At 66.4% G+C, this 16,294-nt stretch carries 13 protein-coding genes; 3 read left to right on the plus strand and 10 right to left on the minus strand.

All coding sequences use genetic code 11. The annotated features are described in order from the left end of the window. Positions 1-27 precede the first annotated feature (27 nt). From D0T12_RS28585 to D0T12_RS28600, 4 genes are all read right to left on the minus strand, one after another. Complete coding sequence (locus D0T12_RS28585) at positions 28-822, minus strand: exonuclease/endonuclease/phosphatase family protein (RefSeq protein WP_117403356.1); 795 nt, start codon at positions 820-822, stop codon at positions 28-30. Positions 823-905: 83 nt separating this feature from the next. Beyond that, positions 906-2,621, minus strand: coding sequence for an ABC transporter ATP-binding protein (locus D0T12_RS28590; RefSeq protein ID WP_117403357.1), 1,716 nt, complete (start codon positions 2,619-2,621; stop codon positions 906-908). Next, the gene (locus D0T12_RS28595) at positions 2,618-4,381 is read right to left on the minus strand and encodes an ABC transporter ATP-binding protein (RefSeq protein WP_199487754.1); all 1,764 of its coding nucleotides are present in this window, start codon (positions 4,379-4,381) and stop codon (positions 2,618-2,620) included. Before D0T12_RS28595 ends, D0T12_RS28590 begins: the two co-directional genes overlap by 4 nt. After that, positions 4,378-5,841 (minus strand): MFS transporter, encoded by a 1,464-nt coding sequence (locus D0T12_RS28600; RefSeq protein WP_233526339.1) that lies wholly within the window; start codon positions 5,839-5,841, stop codon positions 4,378-4,380. Before D0T12_RS28600 ends, D0T12_RS28595 begins: the two co-directional genes overlap by 4 nt. Before the next feature lie 99 nt (positions 5,842-5,940). On the opposite strand from D0T12_RS28600, the gene D0T12_RS28605 reads away from it, so the two are divergent. After that, a complete protein-coding gene (locus tag D0T12_RS28605) occupies positions 5,941-6,639 on the plus strand; it encodes a TetR/AcrR family transcriptional regulator (protein ID WP_117403359.1) in 699 nt (232 codons plus the stop codon). A 2-nt stretch (positions 6,640-6,641) separates the two neighbouring features. On the opposite strand, the gene D0T12_RS28610 is transcribed toward D0T12_RS28605, so the two are convergent. Further along, positions 6,642-7,541: an alpha/beta hydrolase gene (locus D0T12_RS28610; protein ID WP_117403518.1), complete on the minus strand. Its 900-nt coding sequence runs from the start codon at positions 7,539-7,541 to the stop codon at positions 6,642-6,644. A 98-nt stretch (positions 7,542-7,639) separates the two neighbouring features. On the opposite strand from D0T12_RS28610, the gene D0T12_RS28615 reads away from it, so the two are divergent. Next, the gene (locus D0T12_RS28615; protein WP_117403360.1) at positions 7,640-8,674 is read left to right on the plus strand and encodes a PucR family transcriptional regulator; all 1,035 of its coding nucleotides are present in this window, start codon (positions 7,640-7,642) and stop codon (positions 8,672-8,674) included. Between the two features lie 42 nt (positions 8,675-8,716). On the opposite strand, the gene D0T12_RS28620 is transcribed toward D0T12_RS28615, so the two are convergent. Both D0T12_RS28620 and D0T12_RS28625 read right to left on the minus strand, forming a co-directional pair. Further along, the gene (locus tag D0T12_RS28620) at positions 8,717-9,103 is read right to left on the minus strand and encodes a 3'-5' exonuclease (protein ID WP_325050848.1); all 387 of its coding nucleotides are present in this window, start codon (positions 9,101-9,103) and stop codon (positions 8,717-8,719) included. After that, positions 9,022-9,753, minus strand: a complete 732-nt coding sequence (locus D0T12_RS28625; protein ID WP_117403364.1) for a phosphotransferase — start codon at positions 9,751-9,753, stop codon at positions 9,022-9,024. Before D0T12_RS28625 ends, D0T12_RS28620 begins: the two co-directional genes overlap by 82 nt. Positions 9,754-10,537: 784 nt before the next feature. Between D0T12_RS28625 and D0T12_RS28630 the strand changes: the two genes are divergently transcribed. After that, positions 10,538-13,186 (plus strand): amidase domain-containing protein, encoded by a 2,649-nt coding sequence (locus D0T12_RS28630; protein WP_158581662.1) that lies wholly within the window; start codon positions 10,538-10,540, stop codon positions 13,184-13,186. A 1,223-nt stretch (positions 13,187-14,409) separates the two neighbouring features. Here D0T12_RS28630 and D0T12_RS28635 read toward each other — a convergent pair. From D0T12_RS28635 to D0T12_RS28640, 3 genes are all read right to left on the minus strand, one after another. Beyond that, on the minus strand, positions 14,410-14,913 hold the full coding sequence (locus tag D0T12_RS28635) for a hypothetical protein (protein ID WP_117403368.1): 504 nt from the start codon (positions 14,911-14,913) through the stop codon (positions 14,410-14,412). 522 nt (positions 14,914-15,435) lie between these two features. Next, positions 15,436-15,663, minus strand: coding sequence for a hypothetical protein (locus D0T12_RS35035; RefSeq protein WP_147339671.1), 228 nt, complete (start codon positions 15,661-15,663; stop codon positions 15,436-15,438). 234 nt (positions 15,664-15,897) lie between these two features. Next, positions 15,898-16,293 (minus strand): ATP-binding protein, encoded by a 396-nt coding sequence (locus tag D0T12_RS28640; protein ID WP_117403370.1) that lies wholly within the window; start codon positions 16,291-16,293, stop codon positions 15,898-15,900. Position 16,294 lies beyond the last annotated feature (1 nt).

Below are 16,294 nucleotides of genomic sequence, written 5' to 3' on the forward strand. Positions count from 1 at the left end.
CATCGAACCCGGCCCCCGCCATGTCTGTCAGTCGCCGACCGTGAACTCCGCCCAGACCGCACGATGGTCGCTGAGTCCGTCGCCTTCCAGGACGACGCCGTATCCGGTGATCCACTCGGTGGGAAGGGTCGTATGAATCCGGTCACACCGGTAGGCGAGCCCGCGTCCGGTGTACCCCACGGTCGGCGTCGAGTCGCCCCAGTGCGCGCCGACGTCATGGAAACCGGCGGCGCCGAGTTCCTCGGCGGGACGGGTGTCGAACTTCTGGGCCGCCTTGTGCGAGAGGGTTCCCGTGGCACCGGGTTCCTCGCCGATGGCGGCGGCGTTGAAGTCCGCCACGTAGATGGCGTCCAGATGCCGGTGGACGGTCGCCATCTCGGCTTCGGCGAGGCGGGTGGTCGGGCTGCTCGGAGCCGAATGACCGACGAGGAAATGCAGCGGCTCAGGACGTCCGGCGACTTCCAGCTTGACGTTGGTGAGCCCATGGACCCACGGCGGGCCGAGCAGATGTTCCGTCCCCGCGACGGTGACGTCGTCGCTTTCCCGCACGAACACGGCGAGGTCGAAGTTGTAGAAGTTCGAGGGACCGACGAAACAGTACGACATACCGAGTCGCCGCGCGATTTCCCGCGCCCGATCCCACCCGCCGATTCCCCACTGGGCCTCCTGAAGGCCGATCAGGTCCAGGCCAAGGGATCCGAGGATGGCGACCTGTTCCTGAAGGCGGGAGTCGTCCTTCCCCTGTCCGGGGCCGGGGTCACGGTCGAGTCCGCCCTGGAACAGGTTGTAGGTGGCGACGCGAATGGTTCGCGGGGCTCCCATGGCTGGTCTCCGTTCCGGCCGGACGACGTCACGATGAACGATAATGCTCTCGGAAACCGTCCGGCCGGGAAGATCGATCCGGCTCAGTCGTTCGCGGTGGAGGCCATGGAGACGGTCCAGAAGTCGGCGTAGCGGCCGCCGCGGCGGAGCAGCTCGGCGTGGGTGCCCTGCTCGACGACGCGCCCTCCGTCCAGGAAGACGATGTGGTCGGCGCGCTGCACGGTCCGCAGCCGGTGCGCCACCATCACCACCGTCCGGCCGGCCATCAGACGGTCGATGCCGTCGTGGACGGCGGCCTCGTTCACCGGGTCCAGGGCTGAGGTCACCTCGTCCAGCAGCACGATGGGCGCGTCCTTCAGCAGCGCACGCGCGATCGAGACGCGCTGGCGCTCGCCGCCCGACAGGAGCGCACCGCCCTCGCCGACGTTCGCGTCCCAGCCGCCGGGCAACCGTTCGATCACCTCGTCGAGGCGCGCCGCGGTCGCGGCGGCCCGCACCTCGGCGTCGGAGGCGTCCGGACGGCCGAGCCGGATGTTCTCCTCGATGGTGCCGTCGAAGAGGTAGACGTCCTGGAACACGATGGCGAGCTGCTTCATCAACACGTCGGTGCTGATGTCGCGCACGTCCAGGCCGCCCACGCGCACCCCGCCCGCGTCCACGTCGTAGAAGCGCGCGAGCAGTTGCAGGAAGGTGCTCTTGCCCGCCCCGGACGGTCCGACGACGGCGAGCCGCCCACCCTGGGGAACCGACAGCGTCACCCCGTCGATGACCGTACGGTCGCCATGCCGGAAGGTGACGGAGTCGAACTCCACGTGGTGGCTCTGCGGCTCGACCGGCTCGGACGGCTCCGGCAGCGGCTCGGTGCTCAACAGCCCGTCGAGCCTCGCCAGTTCGGAGCGTGCCCCGCGCAGTTTGCCGCTGAGGTCGGACAGCGACAGCAGCGGGTCGGCGCAGCGGGCCGCCAGCACCAGGATCGCCAGGATCTCGGCGGCGCCGACGTCCCCACCGACCGCGAGGTAGGCGCCGAGGGCCAGCAGCACGGTGAACATGGCCTGCACCGTCAGCGCCGACCCGACCACGCCGGGCAGCGCCGACAGAACCGTGCGGCGGGACGCTCGCTGGAGTTCCCGCAGCGAGTCGTCGAGGAGCCGGAACCGTTCGGCGGTCCGGCCGCCGGTACGGAGCACCGGCTGAGCCTGGAGGAACTCGATGACCCGTCCGGTCGCCTCTTGGTCGCGTTCGGCGCGTTCGGCGTCGGCGGCGGTCATGGCGCGTCCCGTCCAACTCTGGATCACCGCCACGATCGGGACGGCGACCAGCGCGGCGAGCCCCAGCTGCCAGTTGAAGGCGAGTATCACGACCACGACCGTCAGGGGCGTCACGCACGCGGAGATGAACGGCGCCAGCAGATGCGCGATCACGCCCATGGCGTCGAGAACGCCCCGGCTCGCCAGTTTGGACACCTGCCCGACGCGTGCGGGTCCGTACCAACCGAGCGGCAGCCGAGCCAGGTGATCTCCGAGCCGGTAGTACATGCCGTGCAGCAGCGTCGTCCCGGCCCGGAACCCGGACAGGTCACTGACGTAGCGCAGCACCGCGTAGACGGCGACCGCCGCGCCGAACCAGATCAGCCACGGCCAGGCGTCCGAGGGCGTGTCGCCCAACAGTTCCCGCAGAACCGGGACCAGCAGGGCGTAGGACAGGCCCTCCGCCACCGCCGTCACCGTCATCAACACGACGGTGCGGCGCACCGGCCCGGCGTACTCGTTTCCCAGAACACGCAGCAGCGTCCGGATCATCGCGACTCCTCCATCTCATCGGCGACCGCCGCCCGTTGGGCCTGCCAGAACGCGGCGAACCTGCCGCCTCTTGCCAGGAGTTCGGTGGGGCTGCCGCGCTCGACGATCGACCCGCCGTCCAGCATCACGACGGTGTCGGCGTCGGCGATCGTCTCCAGGCGGTGGGCGATGACGAGGATCGTCCGGTCGCCCTCCAGCGTCTTCAGGGCGTGCCGTACCGCCTGTTCGGTCTGCGGGTCGGTGAACGCGGTCGCCTCGTCGAGCACCAGCACGGGTGTGTCGGCGAGCAGCGCCCGCGCGATCGAGATCCGCTGCGCCTCGCCGCCCGACAGCCCGGCCTCGTCACCGATCACCGTGTCGTATCCGCGGGGCAGTTCGAGGACGCGGTCATGGATGTTCGCCAGCCGCGCGGCGCGGACCACGGCGTCGCGGTCGGCGTCCGGCACCGCCAACGCGATGTTGTCGGCGACCGACGCACGCAGCAGGTGGACGTCCTGGAAAACGAACGACACCGTCCGGTACAGCTCCCGGCCGCCGATGTCACGGAGGTCGACTCCGCCGAGGACGACCGACCCGCCGGTCGGGTCGAAGAACCGGGGCAGCAGTTGCACCAGCGTCGACTTGCCGCTCCCGGACGGCCCGACGACCGCCGTCACCGTCCCCGGTTCGAGCACCAGATTGACGCCGCGCAACACCTCGTGATCGGCTTCGTACCCGAACCGAACGTCACGCAGTTCAACACGGTGCCCTCGCGGCGCGACCGGACGCGCGGGCTCAGGCAGCGATTGCACCGCGAGCACGTCCTGAATGCGGCCGACCGCCCGCTGCGCGGCCTGCATGTCGTCGAAGCCGTGGCCGAGGGCCGCTACCGGGGCGGTCAGGCCGAGCCCCAGCAGCAGGAACGGCAGCAGATCGGCCGGGGCCATGTCCCCGGACGTGATCAGGACCGTGCCGCCGACGAGCACCACCAGCAGCACGAACGGCGGCGACAGCGCCAGCTGCATCCCCGCCGCGATCCCGGCGAGCCCACGCACCATCCGGTAGAAGGCGGTGACGAAATCGTCGACGGCCGTGATGAAGCGGCGATGGACGCGCCCGGACCCGCCGAACGCCTTGACCACGGAGATGCCCTGCACGAACTCGACGGCCGAACTCGCGATCCGGCCCATGGCCTCGTCGAACTCCTTCTGTTCGCGCAGCCGGGACTTCGTCATCATCAGCGGGACCAGCGCCACCGCCAGCACCACCGGAATCAGCGTGATCAGCGTGAGCCGCCAGTCGACCGTGAACAGGTAGACGAGCGACACCAGCGGCACCACGAACGCGGCGACGAGTTCGCCTGGCGCGTGCGCGATGAACGGGTGGACGGCGCTGACGTCCTCCCCGACCACCTTTGCCAGCTCACCCGTCCGGCGCCGGGAGAACCACCCGAGCGGGACCCGCCCGAGCCGCTCGGCCAGCAGCCGCCGGAACGACAACTGCACCCGGTCGTCCAGGAGATGCCCGATGCCGGACGACGCGGCCGTGAACACCAGCCGGACGAACAGCCCGACCGCGCCGAAGGCCACGACCGTCCAGACACGCCCCTCGTCCACGGGGCCGGGCGCCAGCAGCTCACGTCCCAGCTCGACGACCGCCAGCAGCGGCGCCAGCCCCGCGACGGCCCCCACGACCTGGAAGATCACCACGGCGGCGAAACCCCCGAGATGGGGCCGCAGCAGCCCCACCATCCCCGGCCGCTCGACGTCGGCGATGGTCATCGCGCACTTCCCTTCATGCCCGCCGACTGCGGCCGACGCGGCTCGACAACGACTTCCGGCTCCGGCGCGGCCGTGCGGCGCGGAACGACAAGGGCGATCAGGGCGGCCGCCACGAGAAGCCCGGCGCACAACGTCAGCCCGAACGCGTAGCCCTCGTTCAGCGCACCGGGCGTCCCCGCCGACCCGGCCCGATCCTGAGCCGCGGTACCAAGAGCCGCGAGCCCCAGCGCGGCACCGATCTGACGCGAACTGTTGAGCAGCCCGGACGCGGTCCCGGCCTCATGCGACGCGACCCCGGCCGTGGCAACGGACACGATCGGCCCGAGACAAAGCCCGAACCCGACGCCCACCAGCAGCGACGGCCCGAGAACGTCCGCCAGGAATGAACCGTCCACACTGATCAGGCCGAACCAGGCGAACCCGGCCGCGGTCAGCAGCGCGCCGCTCACCAGCAGCACCCGGGGCGCGAACCGGTAACCGACCTTGATGGCGACCACGGAACCGACGATCACCCCGAGGGCCAGCGGCAGGAACTGGACCCCGGCGAGGGCTGGCCCGTTCCCCAGCACCCCCTGCACATAAAGCGACAGAAAGTAGAACGCCGACGCCATGCCCCCACCGACGACCAACATGTAGGCGTTGGCGCCGAGCACCGACCGGTTGGCGAACAGCCCCAGCCGGACGAGCGGGTCACGGCTGGTGGTCCGTTCAACGACAACGAACAGCACCAGCAGCAACACCGCGACGGCCAGGGTGGAGACGGTCACCACGGACGTCCACGCATGCTCGTCAGTGCGGACGATGCCGAACACCAGCAGGCTCATGCCCGCCGTGGCGAGCACCCCACCGAGCACGTCCGGCCGCCCGGCCCGACGCCGCACCGGATCGGCGGCGACACCCCGCCAGGCCATGGCCAGGGCGAACAACGCCATGGGCGCGTTCACGAACATCACCCACCGCCAGCCCGCGAACTCGGTCAGCAGCCCCCCGACCAGCACACCGAGAGCACCGCCCGCCGCGTTCGTAGCGCTCCAGATCCCGAAGGCCCGAACGCGCGCCTTCCCGGTGGGAAACGTCGCGGTCAACAGCGCCAACGCGGCCGGAGCCAGAGCCGCCGCGCCCACCCCCTGAGCGGCACGCGCCGCAACAAGTTGCCAAGGCTCAGTGGCGAACCCACCGGCCAACGACGCGAGCCCGAACAATCCGAGCCCGCCCATCAACATCCGCCGCTGCCCGTACCGGTCGGCCGCCTTGCCCCCGAGCAGCAGCAGCCCACCAAAGGTCAGCGCGTACGCGTGGATCACCCAGGTCAGCCCTACGGCGCTGAAGCCGAGCGCCGAGCCGATCTCCGGCAGCCCGACGTTCACCACCGACAGGTCCAGCGACACGAGGAACTGCACCACCGCCACCGTGGCGAGGATGAGCCCCGGCCGGACGACCTCCCCACTGTGTCTCGTCACAACGGCCTCCATGAGCCTGCTACTTTCGGAACATGTTCCTAAAGTACAACACGAGAGCCCGGGGCCAACGCAAGCCCGGAGGGGCAGCATGATGGGACGGTGCCCGGACAACGAGAACCCGACCTGATGCCAGCGCCGTCCGGCCGCACCGGGCGGCCACCCGCGACGTCCCGCGCCGAGATCCTGGCGGGCGCCCGCCGCCTCATCGACCGGGACGGCTGGGACAGCCTGACGATGCGCCGCCTGGCCGCCGAGATCGGCGTCGGCCCGACGACCCTGTACCACCACGTCCGGGACAAGGACGACCTGATCGTCCAGCTAATAAACGATCACGTCGACAAGATCCCGCGCCCCGACCTGCCCGACGACCCCGGCGAACGGATCGTGGTCGCCTGGCTGGCGATCCACGAGGCCCTCACGGCCTGGCCCTGGGGCGCGGAGGTCCTCACCGCCGACGGCTTCCTCGGCCGCCTCGGCGACTCGGCCCTGTGGTTCATCGAAACGATCGTGGCCGCCGCGGTCGACCACGGCTGCACCCACCTCCAGGCCGTCGACGTCTTCCGCAGCCTCTGGTACTACACGGTCGGCGAAATCCTCGTCCGCGCCCACACCGCCCACCGCCGGGAAGACTTCGCCGACATCGACCGCGAGTTCAGCCTCAGCCGCCTGGACCCGTCCCGCTACCCGACCCTGCGCACCATCGGCGACCAGTGGCCCGAGCGCGCCGCCTCCGACATCTACCCCGAAGTCCTCCACATCTTCGTCAACGGCCTCCTGACCCGAGCCACCCCGACCTGACATCACTCGGCCAGGGCACGGCGCAGGACGGAGCCGAGTTCGGCGACCTGCCGCTGCGACACACCGGACGGGATCGCCTGCGAACCGTGAAACGTACCGGACCACTGGTGCAGTTCGACCGGCACACCCGCCTCCAACAGGCGGGACGCATAGGCGATGCCCTCGTCACGCACCGGATCGAACTCCGCGGTGGCGACATAGGCCGGTGGCAGACCGGAAAGGTCACCGGCACGAGCCGGGGCGGCGTACGGCGTGGCGGCCTCGGCACCCAGGTAATGCCGCCACGCCGCAGCGATGTTGTCGCGCGTTACCCAGGGCGTATCGGTGAAGTTCCGCTGCGACCACGTCTGTTGCCGGTCGTCCAGCACAGGCTGGTTCAACACCTGGAAACAGATCGGCGGCCCCTGCTGGTCACGTGCCCGCAACGCCCCTGCCGCCGCGAGCCCCGCACCGGCACTGTGCCCGCCGACCGCGATCCGGTCCGGGGTGACGCCGAGTTCGGACGCGTGCTCGGACGCCCAGGTCAGCACGGTGTACAGGTCGTCCAGGGCGGCCGGGAACCGATGTTCGGGCGACCTGCGGTAGTCCACGGAGATCACCACCGCACCGGAGCCGCTCGCGATGCTGCCCGCCATCCGGTGCTCGGTGTCCAGGTCACCGATGATCCAGCCGCCGCCGCGCAACCAGATGACGGCACCGTGCGCGCCGTCCGGACGGTAGATCCGCACCGGCACACCCCGTACCGTGCGGTCCTCGACCACCATGTCCTCGACGTCGGGATTCGCGGCGACCACGTCCGACGCCGCCGCGGCCAGCGCGGCGAGTTCCTTCCGCGCGACGGCCGCGTCGGCCAGGTCGACCTTCGGTATCAGCGGAACGAAAGCTTCGAGTTCGGGGTCCATGACGCCCATCCTCACCCCCGGCTCCCCCACGATCATCCGCCAGGCGTCGCGCGTCCCGCCCTGGTAACGCGCCGACCGGCGGCCTTTATCCTGCCGCCATGGAGGCACTCGCCATACGCCTGTCGGGACTGGACTCCTATGCCGAGGGAGCGATCCGCGTCGTCACGTTCTACGACACTCTGATGCGCCGCCGCGTCGACCTCCCGGCACTCGCCCGCGCCTCGGCGGGCCTGGCCGAATGCGTGGCCGGTATCCGTATCCACGGCTCCGGACGGGTACTCCGCGCCGCACCCGACGGCGCCCGTCCCCAAGAACCGGCGCCGCCCGCCTCCACGTCCACGCCCATCACCCTCGACGACGAGGAGGTCGGCACGGTGTGGCTGGAACGCCCCGGCCCTGCCGTCCCGCTCGACGAGGTGCTCCTGGACCGGCTCGCCATCGCCGCCGCGGCGGTCCTGGAGAAGTACGGCCCGGCCCGCACCACGATGACCGACCCCGCCCTCGCCGAACTGGTGATCGCCGCCGATTGCGACCAGGCCGCCAGGGCCCGCGCGCTGCGCCTGCTGGGCTTCGCCGCCGACCTGCCGGTCCGCGTCGCCGCGGTCCGGTCACGCCTTCCCCTCGACGAGGTAGCCGGGATGATCTGCCCGGCCCGCCCGGTGAAGGCCGCGCCGCTCGACGACGTGGGCGTCATCCTGGCCACCACCATCGACCCGTCCCGCTTCCCACCCGGCGTCCACGCGGGCATCGGCGCCTCCCACGCCCCCGACCTCTCCTGGCGACAGGCCCGCACCGCCCTCCGCTTCACCACACCCCGCCGACCCGTCGTCCACCACAACGACCTCGGGGCGATGGCGCTGCTCGCCCAACTCCCCCACAGCGCCCTGCGCGACAACCCCGACGTGGCCGCGATCGCCCTCATCGCCGACACCCCAGAAACCCTGGAAACACTGGACGCCTACTGCACCACCGGCTCCCTACGCCAGGCCGCCGACCTCCTCCACCTGCACCACAGCAGCGTCGCCCGCCGAGTCGAGCAGATCGGCAAGACTCTGGGCACCGACCTCACCGACCCCACCGGCCTGACCCGAGCCAGACTCGCCCTCACCGCCTGGCGCCTCCTCAACAACTGACCCCGCGCGTGGAGCGCCATTTGCACCTGGAAACCGGCCGCCTCAGCCGACTGGAAACTCCTGACAGGTCCACTCGTCGCTCAAGGGGAGGAAGCGGCTTTTCGTGCCGTGCCAGGAAATGACGGCGTTGTCGCGGGCGCGGGTGACGGCGACGAACAGCAGTGACCGAGCGGTACGGAGGTCGCGGCGGAAGCGCAGCGGGTCCTCGGCGGCGAAACGGGTGATCCGCGCGGCCGGGACGAGGCCCTCCCCGACTCCCGCGATGATCATGTTCTGGTATTCGAGGCCCTTGATGCGGGTGCATGGTGCCGATAAGGCGAACGCTCCTCCCGCGGGTGGAAGCGGCGCTAGGCGGTTCGGTGTCCGACCCACGTCGTCGCAGCGGAATCCAGTGCGGGATGGGGTGCGTTCTCGGCGATGTCCTCCCACATTGCGGCCTGTGCCCTTGCGAAGGCCGTCACCGCGAGGTCGGGCGCGGCGGCGAACGCTTGGACCCTGGCGGCTCGAGCTTCCGCATGTGCTGGGTGGTGCCCCTCAGCGATCAGCCAGACGACCCAGCAGGCCGGGTCGATCCAGCGGGCTCCGCGTGTGGGCCACGCCCAGTCGAGCATGTATGCGCGGTCGCCGGTGATGAGGACGTTGCCAGGCGACCAGTCGGTGTGCGAGAGCCAGGCGCCGTCGAACAACTCCGGTCGGTCGCTGTAGGCCGACCAGCGTTGCGAAGCCTGCTTCAGTTCGACGCCGTCCGGTGCTGTCGGCCACTGGATCATCATGGCCGCGATGGGTTGCAGGTCGGGGCTGGACGGTTTGTAGGACGCGGCGCGACCGTCCAGGAAATCGAAGCCGTTGAGGTCCCACCCGTCCTCGGTCCGTGACCAGCGCAACGGAGCCGTGACGTGCCGGACGTACGGGTTGATCTGGCGTTCGCGTTCCTGGGTCCAGGCGCGAGGATGATCTGTGCGCAAGCCCTTGACGAATGTGCTGTCGTTGATGACGACGGAGATTTCAGAGTTGAACCCCTCGGTGACTTGGCGGGCACTGACCAAGGGCCCCGTGTGCTGCTCGATCAGGCCCTGCACCGCATGCCAGAAAACTCGTCCAGTCACCCTGGAAACGTACTGGAGCGGCCCCTCGTCCGCAGGGAGGGCGAGGGGCCGGGGTAGTCACCAGGCGGGATGGGTCATCGGTAAGGGTTGTCGTCGCCACACCCGAGGCCGATGGCGTCCTTGTGATCGAAACGCCAAACAGACGGTTAGCAAGGCGTTCTCGTTTACGCCTAGTACTGGCCGGATTCGGCCATAGCATAGACAGCCTGTTCCACTGCGAGTCACATGATCAGTGACGATTTCGGCGGACCGACGCCTTGATCACCCGAGTCAACCTTTGTAACGTTGAAAATGTGATCGTTTTCGCTATGCCGCTTGCGAGCTAAACCTTAACAGACTGTGCATACCCGACTCACCCTCGAGACAGATACCGTCCACCACCCGTCTTCTTGGAATATTCTTCGCACTCAGCGCATTGGGTCGAGGTACTGGCCGCGCGCTCTTCCTCGGCGATGGCAAACGTTTAGACAGTGTTCTCTGCGAGTTGTTATACACGTCCGCTGCCGGCATAGTGACGAACACCTGCAACCCCGCGGATCTCAGAAGTAAAAAAAGGAGGTGTCGTAGGAGAAAACCAAGAAACCACACGGCAGGGGCGACCCAAACTGACGATTCTAAGCAGCCAGCAACCAAACAAAAGGAGCGACGATCCGTGACAATAAGTCGATTCGCATCATCAATACTCCCAGATGGCGTCGGGAAAAGCATGCTCCCTCCCAAAAACAAACGTCGCGTCTTAACCCTGTTAGCGGTGGTCATGTCCAGCCTGCTGGTGCTCGTCGCCGTGCCGAGCACCGCGGTTGCCGAAGCACCACCGCAGACACCCTCGAATCTCAAGGTCGAACCGGTAGAGTCAGAGGACAGCGGCCACGTTGTATTCAGTGATAAGCCAACGCTCGGAGCGATTGCCACCGATCCAGACGGCGACGCGCTGAACTACACCTTCGAACTCCTGGATGAAGCCAGCGGGGCGGTGCGAACCTTCACCGTCGAGGGAGTCCCCTCCGGACAGGAAGCGGAAACATCCGTGACCGGGAGGATACGCAATCCCGGGGTATTCAAATTCCGGGCGCGCGCGTCCGATGAAAAGGACTCCAGCAACTGGTCCGCATGGAAACAATTCGCCGTGGACGCACCGCTGGCTCCGATGGGGCTCACACCGCAGTCAATTACGAAGCGAATCGACCCAGAGAACCCAGTCTTGTCCGGCGTCGTCTCACGCCCTTCCGGGCGGCCTGTCACTGCGAAATTCTTTCTCTATGACGAAGCCAGAAATCCGATCGGACCACGCCCGTACGGCGAAGGTGTCGCCTCGTCCAGCGAAAGCCCACGCGTCTCAATGCGCCTGCCTGACGACGTCATCAAAGAAGGAAAAACCTATCGCTGGCAGATGCAAGCGTGCGTCCAGTGGGTGTGCAACGAGACACTTGTTGAGCAGCAGTTCACCGTTCCAGTCACCCCACCCACGCCCACAACCCGGACTGTGACCCTGGGCAAGGACAAGCTCAGCCTCGCTACCGGAAAATCTGCAGCAGACGCCTGCTCGGGTAAGGCTTGTCCTCTCAATCCGGATACCCAAGTCCACATCGGCGGTAGTGGCACCGAGGCGCTCATCTCCCTACTCAAGGTTGACATGAGATCGTTGCCCGCCGGAGCCAGGATCGTATCGGCGAAGCTGCACCTTGGCACACCGTCGTGTGCGCCCAACTGTCCCGGCGACGGCAGTGTTGTGGCTCACCAGGTGAGGTCGTCACTACCGGACAACCCCACAGGACACGACCTTCTTACGAGTTCACTGCCAAAGCCGGTCGGGGAGTCGCCCCTGCACGACGCAAAAATTGATCTCGGTGGACTGGCCAACCATTGGCAGAACAGTCCAGGCACCGCGACCGGTTTGGCCTTGACCGCCAAGAACACACCCGCCCCCGTGACGTTCGGCGCTAACGACGTGCCGAAGGAGATGTCGATAACACTGGAGTATCTTCCTGCCAGCGCCCCGGGTAAAGTGTCTAAAATATCTGCCCGAGCTGGAGATTGCGGTGCGCTCGCAGTCTGGGCGCCCCCGGAAGACCTCGGCGCTCATGCGCCTGCACATGCTTCACCGCCAGCGGAGCGAAAGGTCGTCGAAGACTACGAACTTCAGGTTCTGGATTTTTACCGCAATATAGTGCGAACGGTACGCGTGAAGAATCTTCGTACCGTGGTCACCGGTTTGCACAACGCCAAGTCATATAAGTTTCGGGTACGCGCGCGGAGCGCTTACGGCGTTGGCGAATGGACTGAAAGCAACGTGTTCACCCCTGCGGCAGTACCTGGTGGAATGCAGCGCTATCTCGATGGCATGAGCCAATATGTGCTAAGCCGCGAGGGACTGTTGGAGGGCAAGTATCGTGACGCAGAGCATGCCGTCAAAGCCAATCCCCAAGGCAGTGCGTTCCGGGCCGCTCTCTACACCGATGCAGGACATCTGCTCGCAACCCGCGCCTACGGAGCAGCCGGCAAGGCTGCTCAAATCAGCACCAAGGTGAAACCGGCCGACACCTTAGTCAGCTACTCCCCCGAGGAGATGACCGTCACAGTACGTACGACCTTGCATGGTACGACGGTATACTCCAACGGCCATGGAACCCTAGCCGAGAAGCGTGTCACCAATAAGTTCACACGTACCGGGGACTTCACCTTTGCTCTTCCAGCCAGCGAGAAGTCCGGCTCATCGGTTGGCGGCCAGTCGTCACTCGTGCAGTTCATGGCGGCGATCGGAGCCGATGGCCATATTACTGGTAGCGAGCGCATCAACGCCTATACAACCGAGCAGGCGAAGCAGCTTCAGGGGTTGGGCAGCGGCCAGTCTTTCCCCCTCGATAGCGTTGGCGGCGAGAAGACGGAGGCCAAGAAGCGCGCCACTCGCCTAGGGCCCATCGATAATTACAATATCGGAATCTGGGCCGCAAATAACGCACCAACAGAGGAGCACGAATATCCCCAAGACTGCACGAACTTCATCTCCAAAGCAATTCATTATGGCGGTGGCGCCAAGGAGATAGATGGTGACCGGAAGAGCGACGAGGCCTGGTGGCAGAACAGAAGGGTCCGAGTTCTCTGGCACAAGGACTCGTTCACCTGGGCTGCGGTAGTGAACCATCATCGTCACTTCAACGGCCAAGGTCGAGTTTACTGGGAGCAGTCGTACAACGAGGTGAGCGTCGGCGACACGATGTACTGGGAGAATAAGGGGAAGAAGATTCTTACCCATGCATCCATTGTTTCTGAGGTTACGGGCTCCGATCAGTACGGAATCTACTATGCTCAGCACAACTCACCGCACCACGATACATACAAGCCTCTGTGGCAAGGGCTAGCGTCCGGGAGCTACAGCAAGGTTGGTTTCGCTTACGTGCTTTGGTGAGCAGAAGGAACTCGGCACCGAGGCGAAGCAACTAAGGCCTGCGGTGTTCCCCTTGGGTGTGCCTCTAGAGGCACACCCAAGGGGGTGGTCTTGATTGGGCTACCGGAACAGATACCAGGTCATACTGCTCGCCGCTCACACTCACGCTTGAGTTTCAAATCAAGGATAATAGATCGTGAAAGAACGAAGTCAGGGGAAGAAAAGGGATCATCGCATTCCGCGAGGGCTTTGCATAGCCGCGGTGACCTTCAGCGCCCTGGCCGCCTTCACTCTTTGGGCAATGGATGTTCTGGCAGATCGGGCAACCCGTGCTACATGGCGAGCATGTGAAGTTGATCCATCCTCAGCGCAATGGACAAAAGGCTACCCATTTACAGTAGCAGTGTGCTCGCTGGCAGCATTGACAGTGTCGGCGCTCTTGGCCTCGGCCGCGCTGATCGCCGGGCGAAAGTCTTCCACTTGGACTAAGGGAGTCAGTGCTTTCACTTTCTGCTTAGCAGTTGTTTTGCTGCCACCAGCCATATGGAACGTTGAAGAGTACAACGACTACCCGGGTGCAGATATCTCGACTCTCAATGATCCTTGCGTCCACTGATACATGGAATCGCCGACATGAATTCTTACCAGGGTCGACGCTATCTCTTCACTACCACGCCGCGCTTCCAACCCACAGCTTCGGTCTGGACGCGATCGTCATGGCCCGCTACCACCGCATGGCATCAGTGAACTGGAGGATGCCGGTGCCGAGGCACTGGACGGCACGCGCAACAACCGGGTGGTCAGGCTCGAACGCTTGACTCAGATCCTCGCCGAGATCAACAACTACATCGCGCCTCACCAGAGACGAGAACCGCAACGACACCGCCGCTATCCTATTTATCTTGCAGATCGTTCCGGGGGATATCGCCCAGCACTTCTTTACACGCTCCGCTCCGGGGGCCCTGGCGCTTCAGCAGGATCGAGGTTTCCCGTCGAAATTTTCGCTGAAGCGCTCGGAACCTTGGTCAGATCCGTGCGGGTTTCTTTCGCGAAGCTCGGGCGCATCGCATTTCCTTTTCTTTTGAAGTGCACGTGATCACGTACGTGGAGAGCGCGCTTGTCGTATGGATTCGACGAGCGCGCCTGGCGCGGGCGAGGACGAGCCGCTGGCTGCAGAGAGCCTCCGGCCACATGACACCTTTCCGGGCGATAGAGCGCCGAACTGGGCGATGTCTTCATGCTGTTCAGATGCCGAGAACTCTGCCCGGCGGGAGGCGGTGGCGTATCTGTGTGTCGATGACCTTGTGGGTCTGCCGGATGCACCGTGCGCGGTCTTGTTTGGGCACCTCCGGGCCTCGCTGTTCCAGTACCGCGAGGACGACTTTCCACTGGCGGACGGTCAGCGCGACCGTCACGTCGTCGGACGTTGCGGTGAGCGGCTCGGTGGCGTCGGTGATCTGGCGGCAGTCCTCCACGATGTCATCGATGTCCCCGGACCACGTTTCCAGGAGCGCCATCTGCTCGACTTCGAGGCGGAGTGTGTCCAACTGGTCGGCGGTCATCGTCACCTGGAGGGTTTCGGTGCCGGTGCGGTCGGGACGCTCGATCGGCTGAGCCTCATCGTCGAGCTGGTAAGTCCACATCGGCGCCTTGGGCGACGGCCAGAGCCGTAGCAGGTGCCGTTGATGCCGGACGTTGAGGTACCGAGCGTAGAGGCGCAGCTGATAGTCGCCCGCCCCCCCCGTCAAGGTCCAAGGCCAGTGCTCGGTAGCCCTCGGCGTCCAGGATCCGTAACCGCGCGACCGTGAAAGAGACGGAGACCTCCGCGACCTCCGCCCAACCTCCGCCGCCGGAAAGGCGCAGCGGTGGGGGCTCACTCCATGGCTCGACGGCGATGTCGACGACATGGGTGGTGGTGCCCGTACCGATGAAAAGGTCTCCCTCGGACGAATCGAACGTGCCGAAGTTGCGCATGGTCCAGTCGGGAGCGTCAGGAACGAGGTCACCAGTCGAGACCCGATACCAGCCGTCCTCGTTTACCCGTACCGCGGCTTCGGCTCGGTCGAGTGAGCTCATTCGAATCCTTCGTGGGCCGCGCTTTTCTTGGACTCAGCATCGCACCATCGCCGGACGGTCACGCGGATCGCGGCGGACGCCTCGGGGATGAGGACGCTGGATCAGTGGGTGGGTCGGCGTGGACGCGGCAGGAGCGACGGCCGCCGTGCCGCCGCTCTGGCAAGCCGTCCAGTGGGGCGTGGGGGTGGGGTGGTTCAGGGGCGGCGGGGGTGGTGGAGGAGGAGGCCGTTGGCGAAGAGGTCGTCGAGCCAGGCCATTTCTTCTCGTGCCGTGTTGATGCGGCCCACGATGATGCGGGTGACCGGTGGTCGGGTGACGCGCCAGACATCGTGGTCGATGCGGGCGATGTCCCAGCTTGGGAAGCGCATCCGCAACACTTCGAGCTGCCAGCGCTCCCAGACTTTTGTGAGCACGTTACGCACGTGGTCCTTTCGGTCACCGGTTCGTGGAGTTCGGACGGCGTTCGCAGCAGTTGCCGGGAGTGAGGTCGCGCGGGCGAGCAGTTAGGGGGAATCTCGTCCGCGCGACCTCCTCCCCAGTGGCGTCCGTTCCGTCTGGGGGGAAGCGGAACGGGACGCCGGGTCCTCGGCAGGGGTGGGAAGAGGGGTGTGAAGGTGCGGAGAGGCGGCCCCCTCCGACCGCCCCTCCGCTGGTCTTCAAGGCGCGTCGATGACGGCGAAGACGACTTTGCCGGTGTTGTCGGCCAGGGGGCGGACGCCCCAGCAGCGGCAGAACTGGTCAACGATGAGCAGGCCGCGGCCTGCTTCGCTGAGCGGGTCCGTTTCCGGCATGTGGGGGACGTCGGGAGTGGTGTCCTGGACTTCCATCCAGAGGGCGCCGTCGTCGGTGCGGCCCAGCCGTAGGGTCACGTCGTCGTCCGACACGGACGCGTGTTGGAGTGCGTTGGTGACGAGCTCGCTCGCCACCAGGCACGGGACGAAGTCGTCCATGCCCCACTGTCCGGTGACCAGCCGCACGAACCGCCGCACCTCCCCGACCACCCTGAGATCCTGCTTCACCACCATCGCGTTCTCCGCCGTCACCTGGCCCATG

This window comes from Actinomadura spongiicola (assembly GCF_003432485.1).
Taxonomy (GTDB): Bacteria; Actinomycetota; Actinomycetes; order Streptosporangiales; family Streptosporangiaceae; genus Spirillospora; species Spirillospora spongiicola.

Bases quoted from the DNA above. Each gene is read 5' to 3' on its own strand.
- D0T12_RS28610 (WP_117403518.1), bottom strand. From the start codon at position 7,541: ATGGACCCCGAACTCGAAGCTTTCGTTCCGCTGATACCGAAGGTCGAC.
- D0T12_RS28630 (WP_158581662.1), top strand. From the start codon at position 10,538: ATGTCCAGCCTGCTGGTGCTCGTCGCCGTGCCGAGCACCGCGGTTGCC.
- D0T12_RS28585 (WP_117403356.1), bottom strand. From the start codon at position 822: ATGGGAGCCCCGCGAACCATTCGCGTCGCCACCTACAACCTGTTCCAG.
- D0T12_RS28590 (WP_117403357.1), bottom strand. From the start codon at position 2,621: ATGATCCGGACGCTGCTGCGTGTTCTGGGAAACGAGTACGCCGGGCCG.
- D0T12_RS28595 (WP_199487754.1), bottom strand. From the start codon at position 4,381: ATGACCATCGCCGACGTCGAGCGGCCGGGGATGGTGGGGCTGCTGCGG.
- D0T12_RS28615 (WP_117403360.1), top strand. From the start codon at position 7,640: ATGGAGGCACTCGCCATACGCCTGTCGGGACTGGACTCCTATGCCGAG.
- D0T12_RS28640 (WP_117403370.1), bottom strand. From the start codon at position 16,293: ATGGGCCAGGTGACGGCGGAGAACGCGATGGTGGTGAAGCAGGATCTC.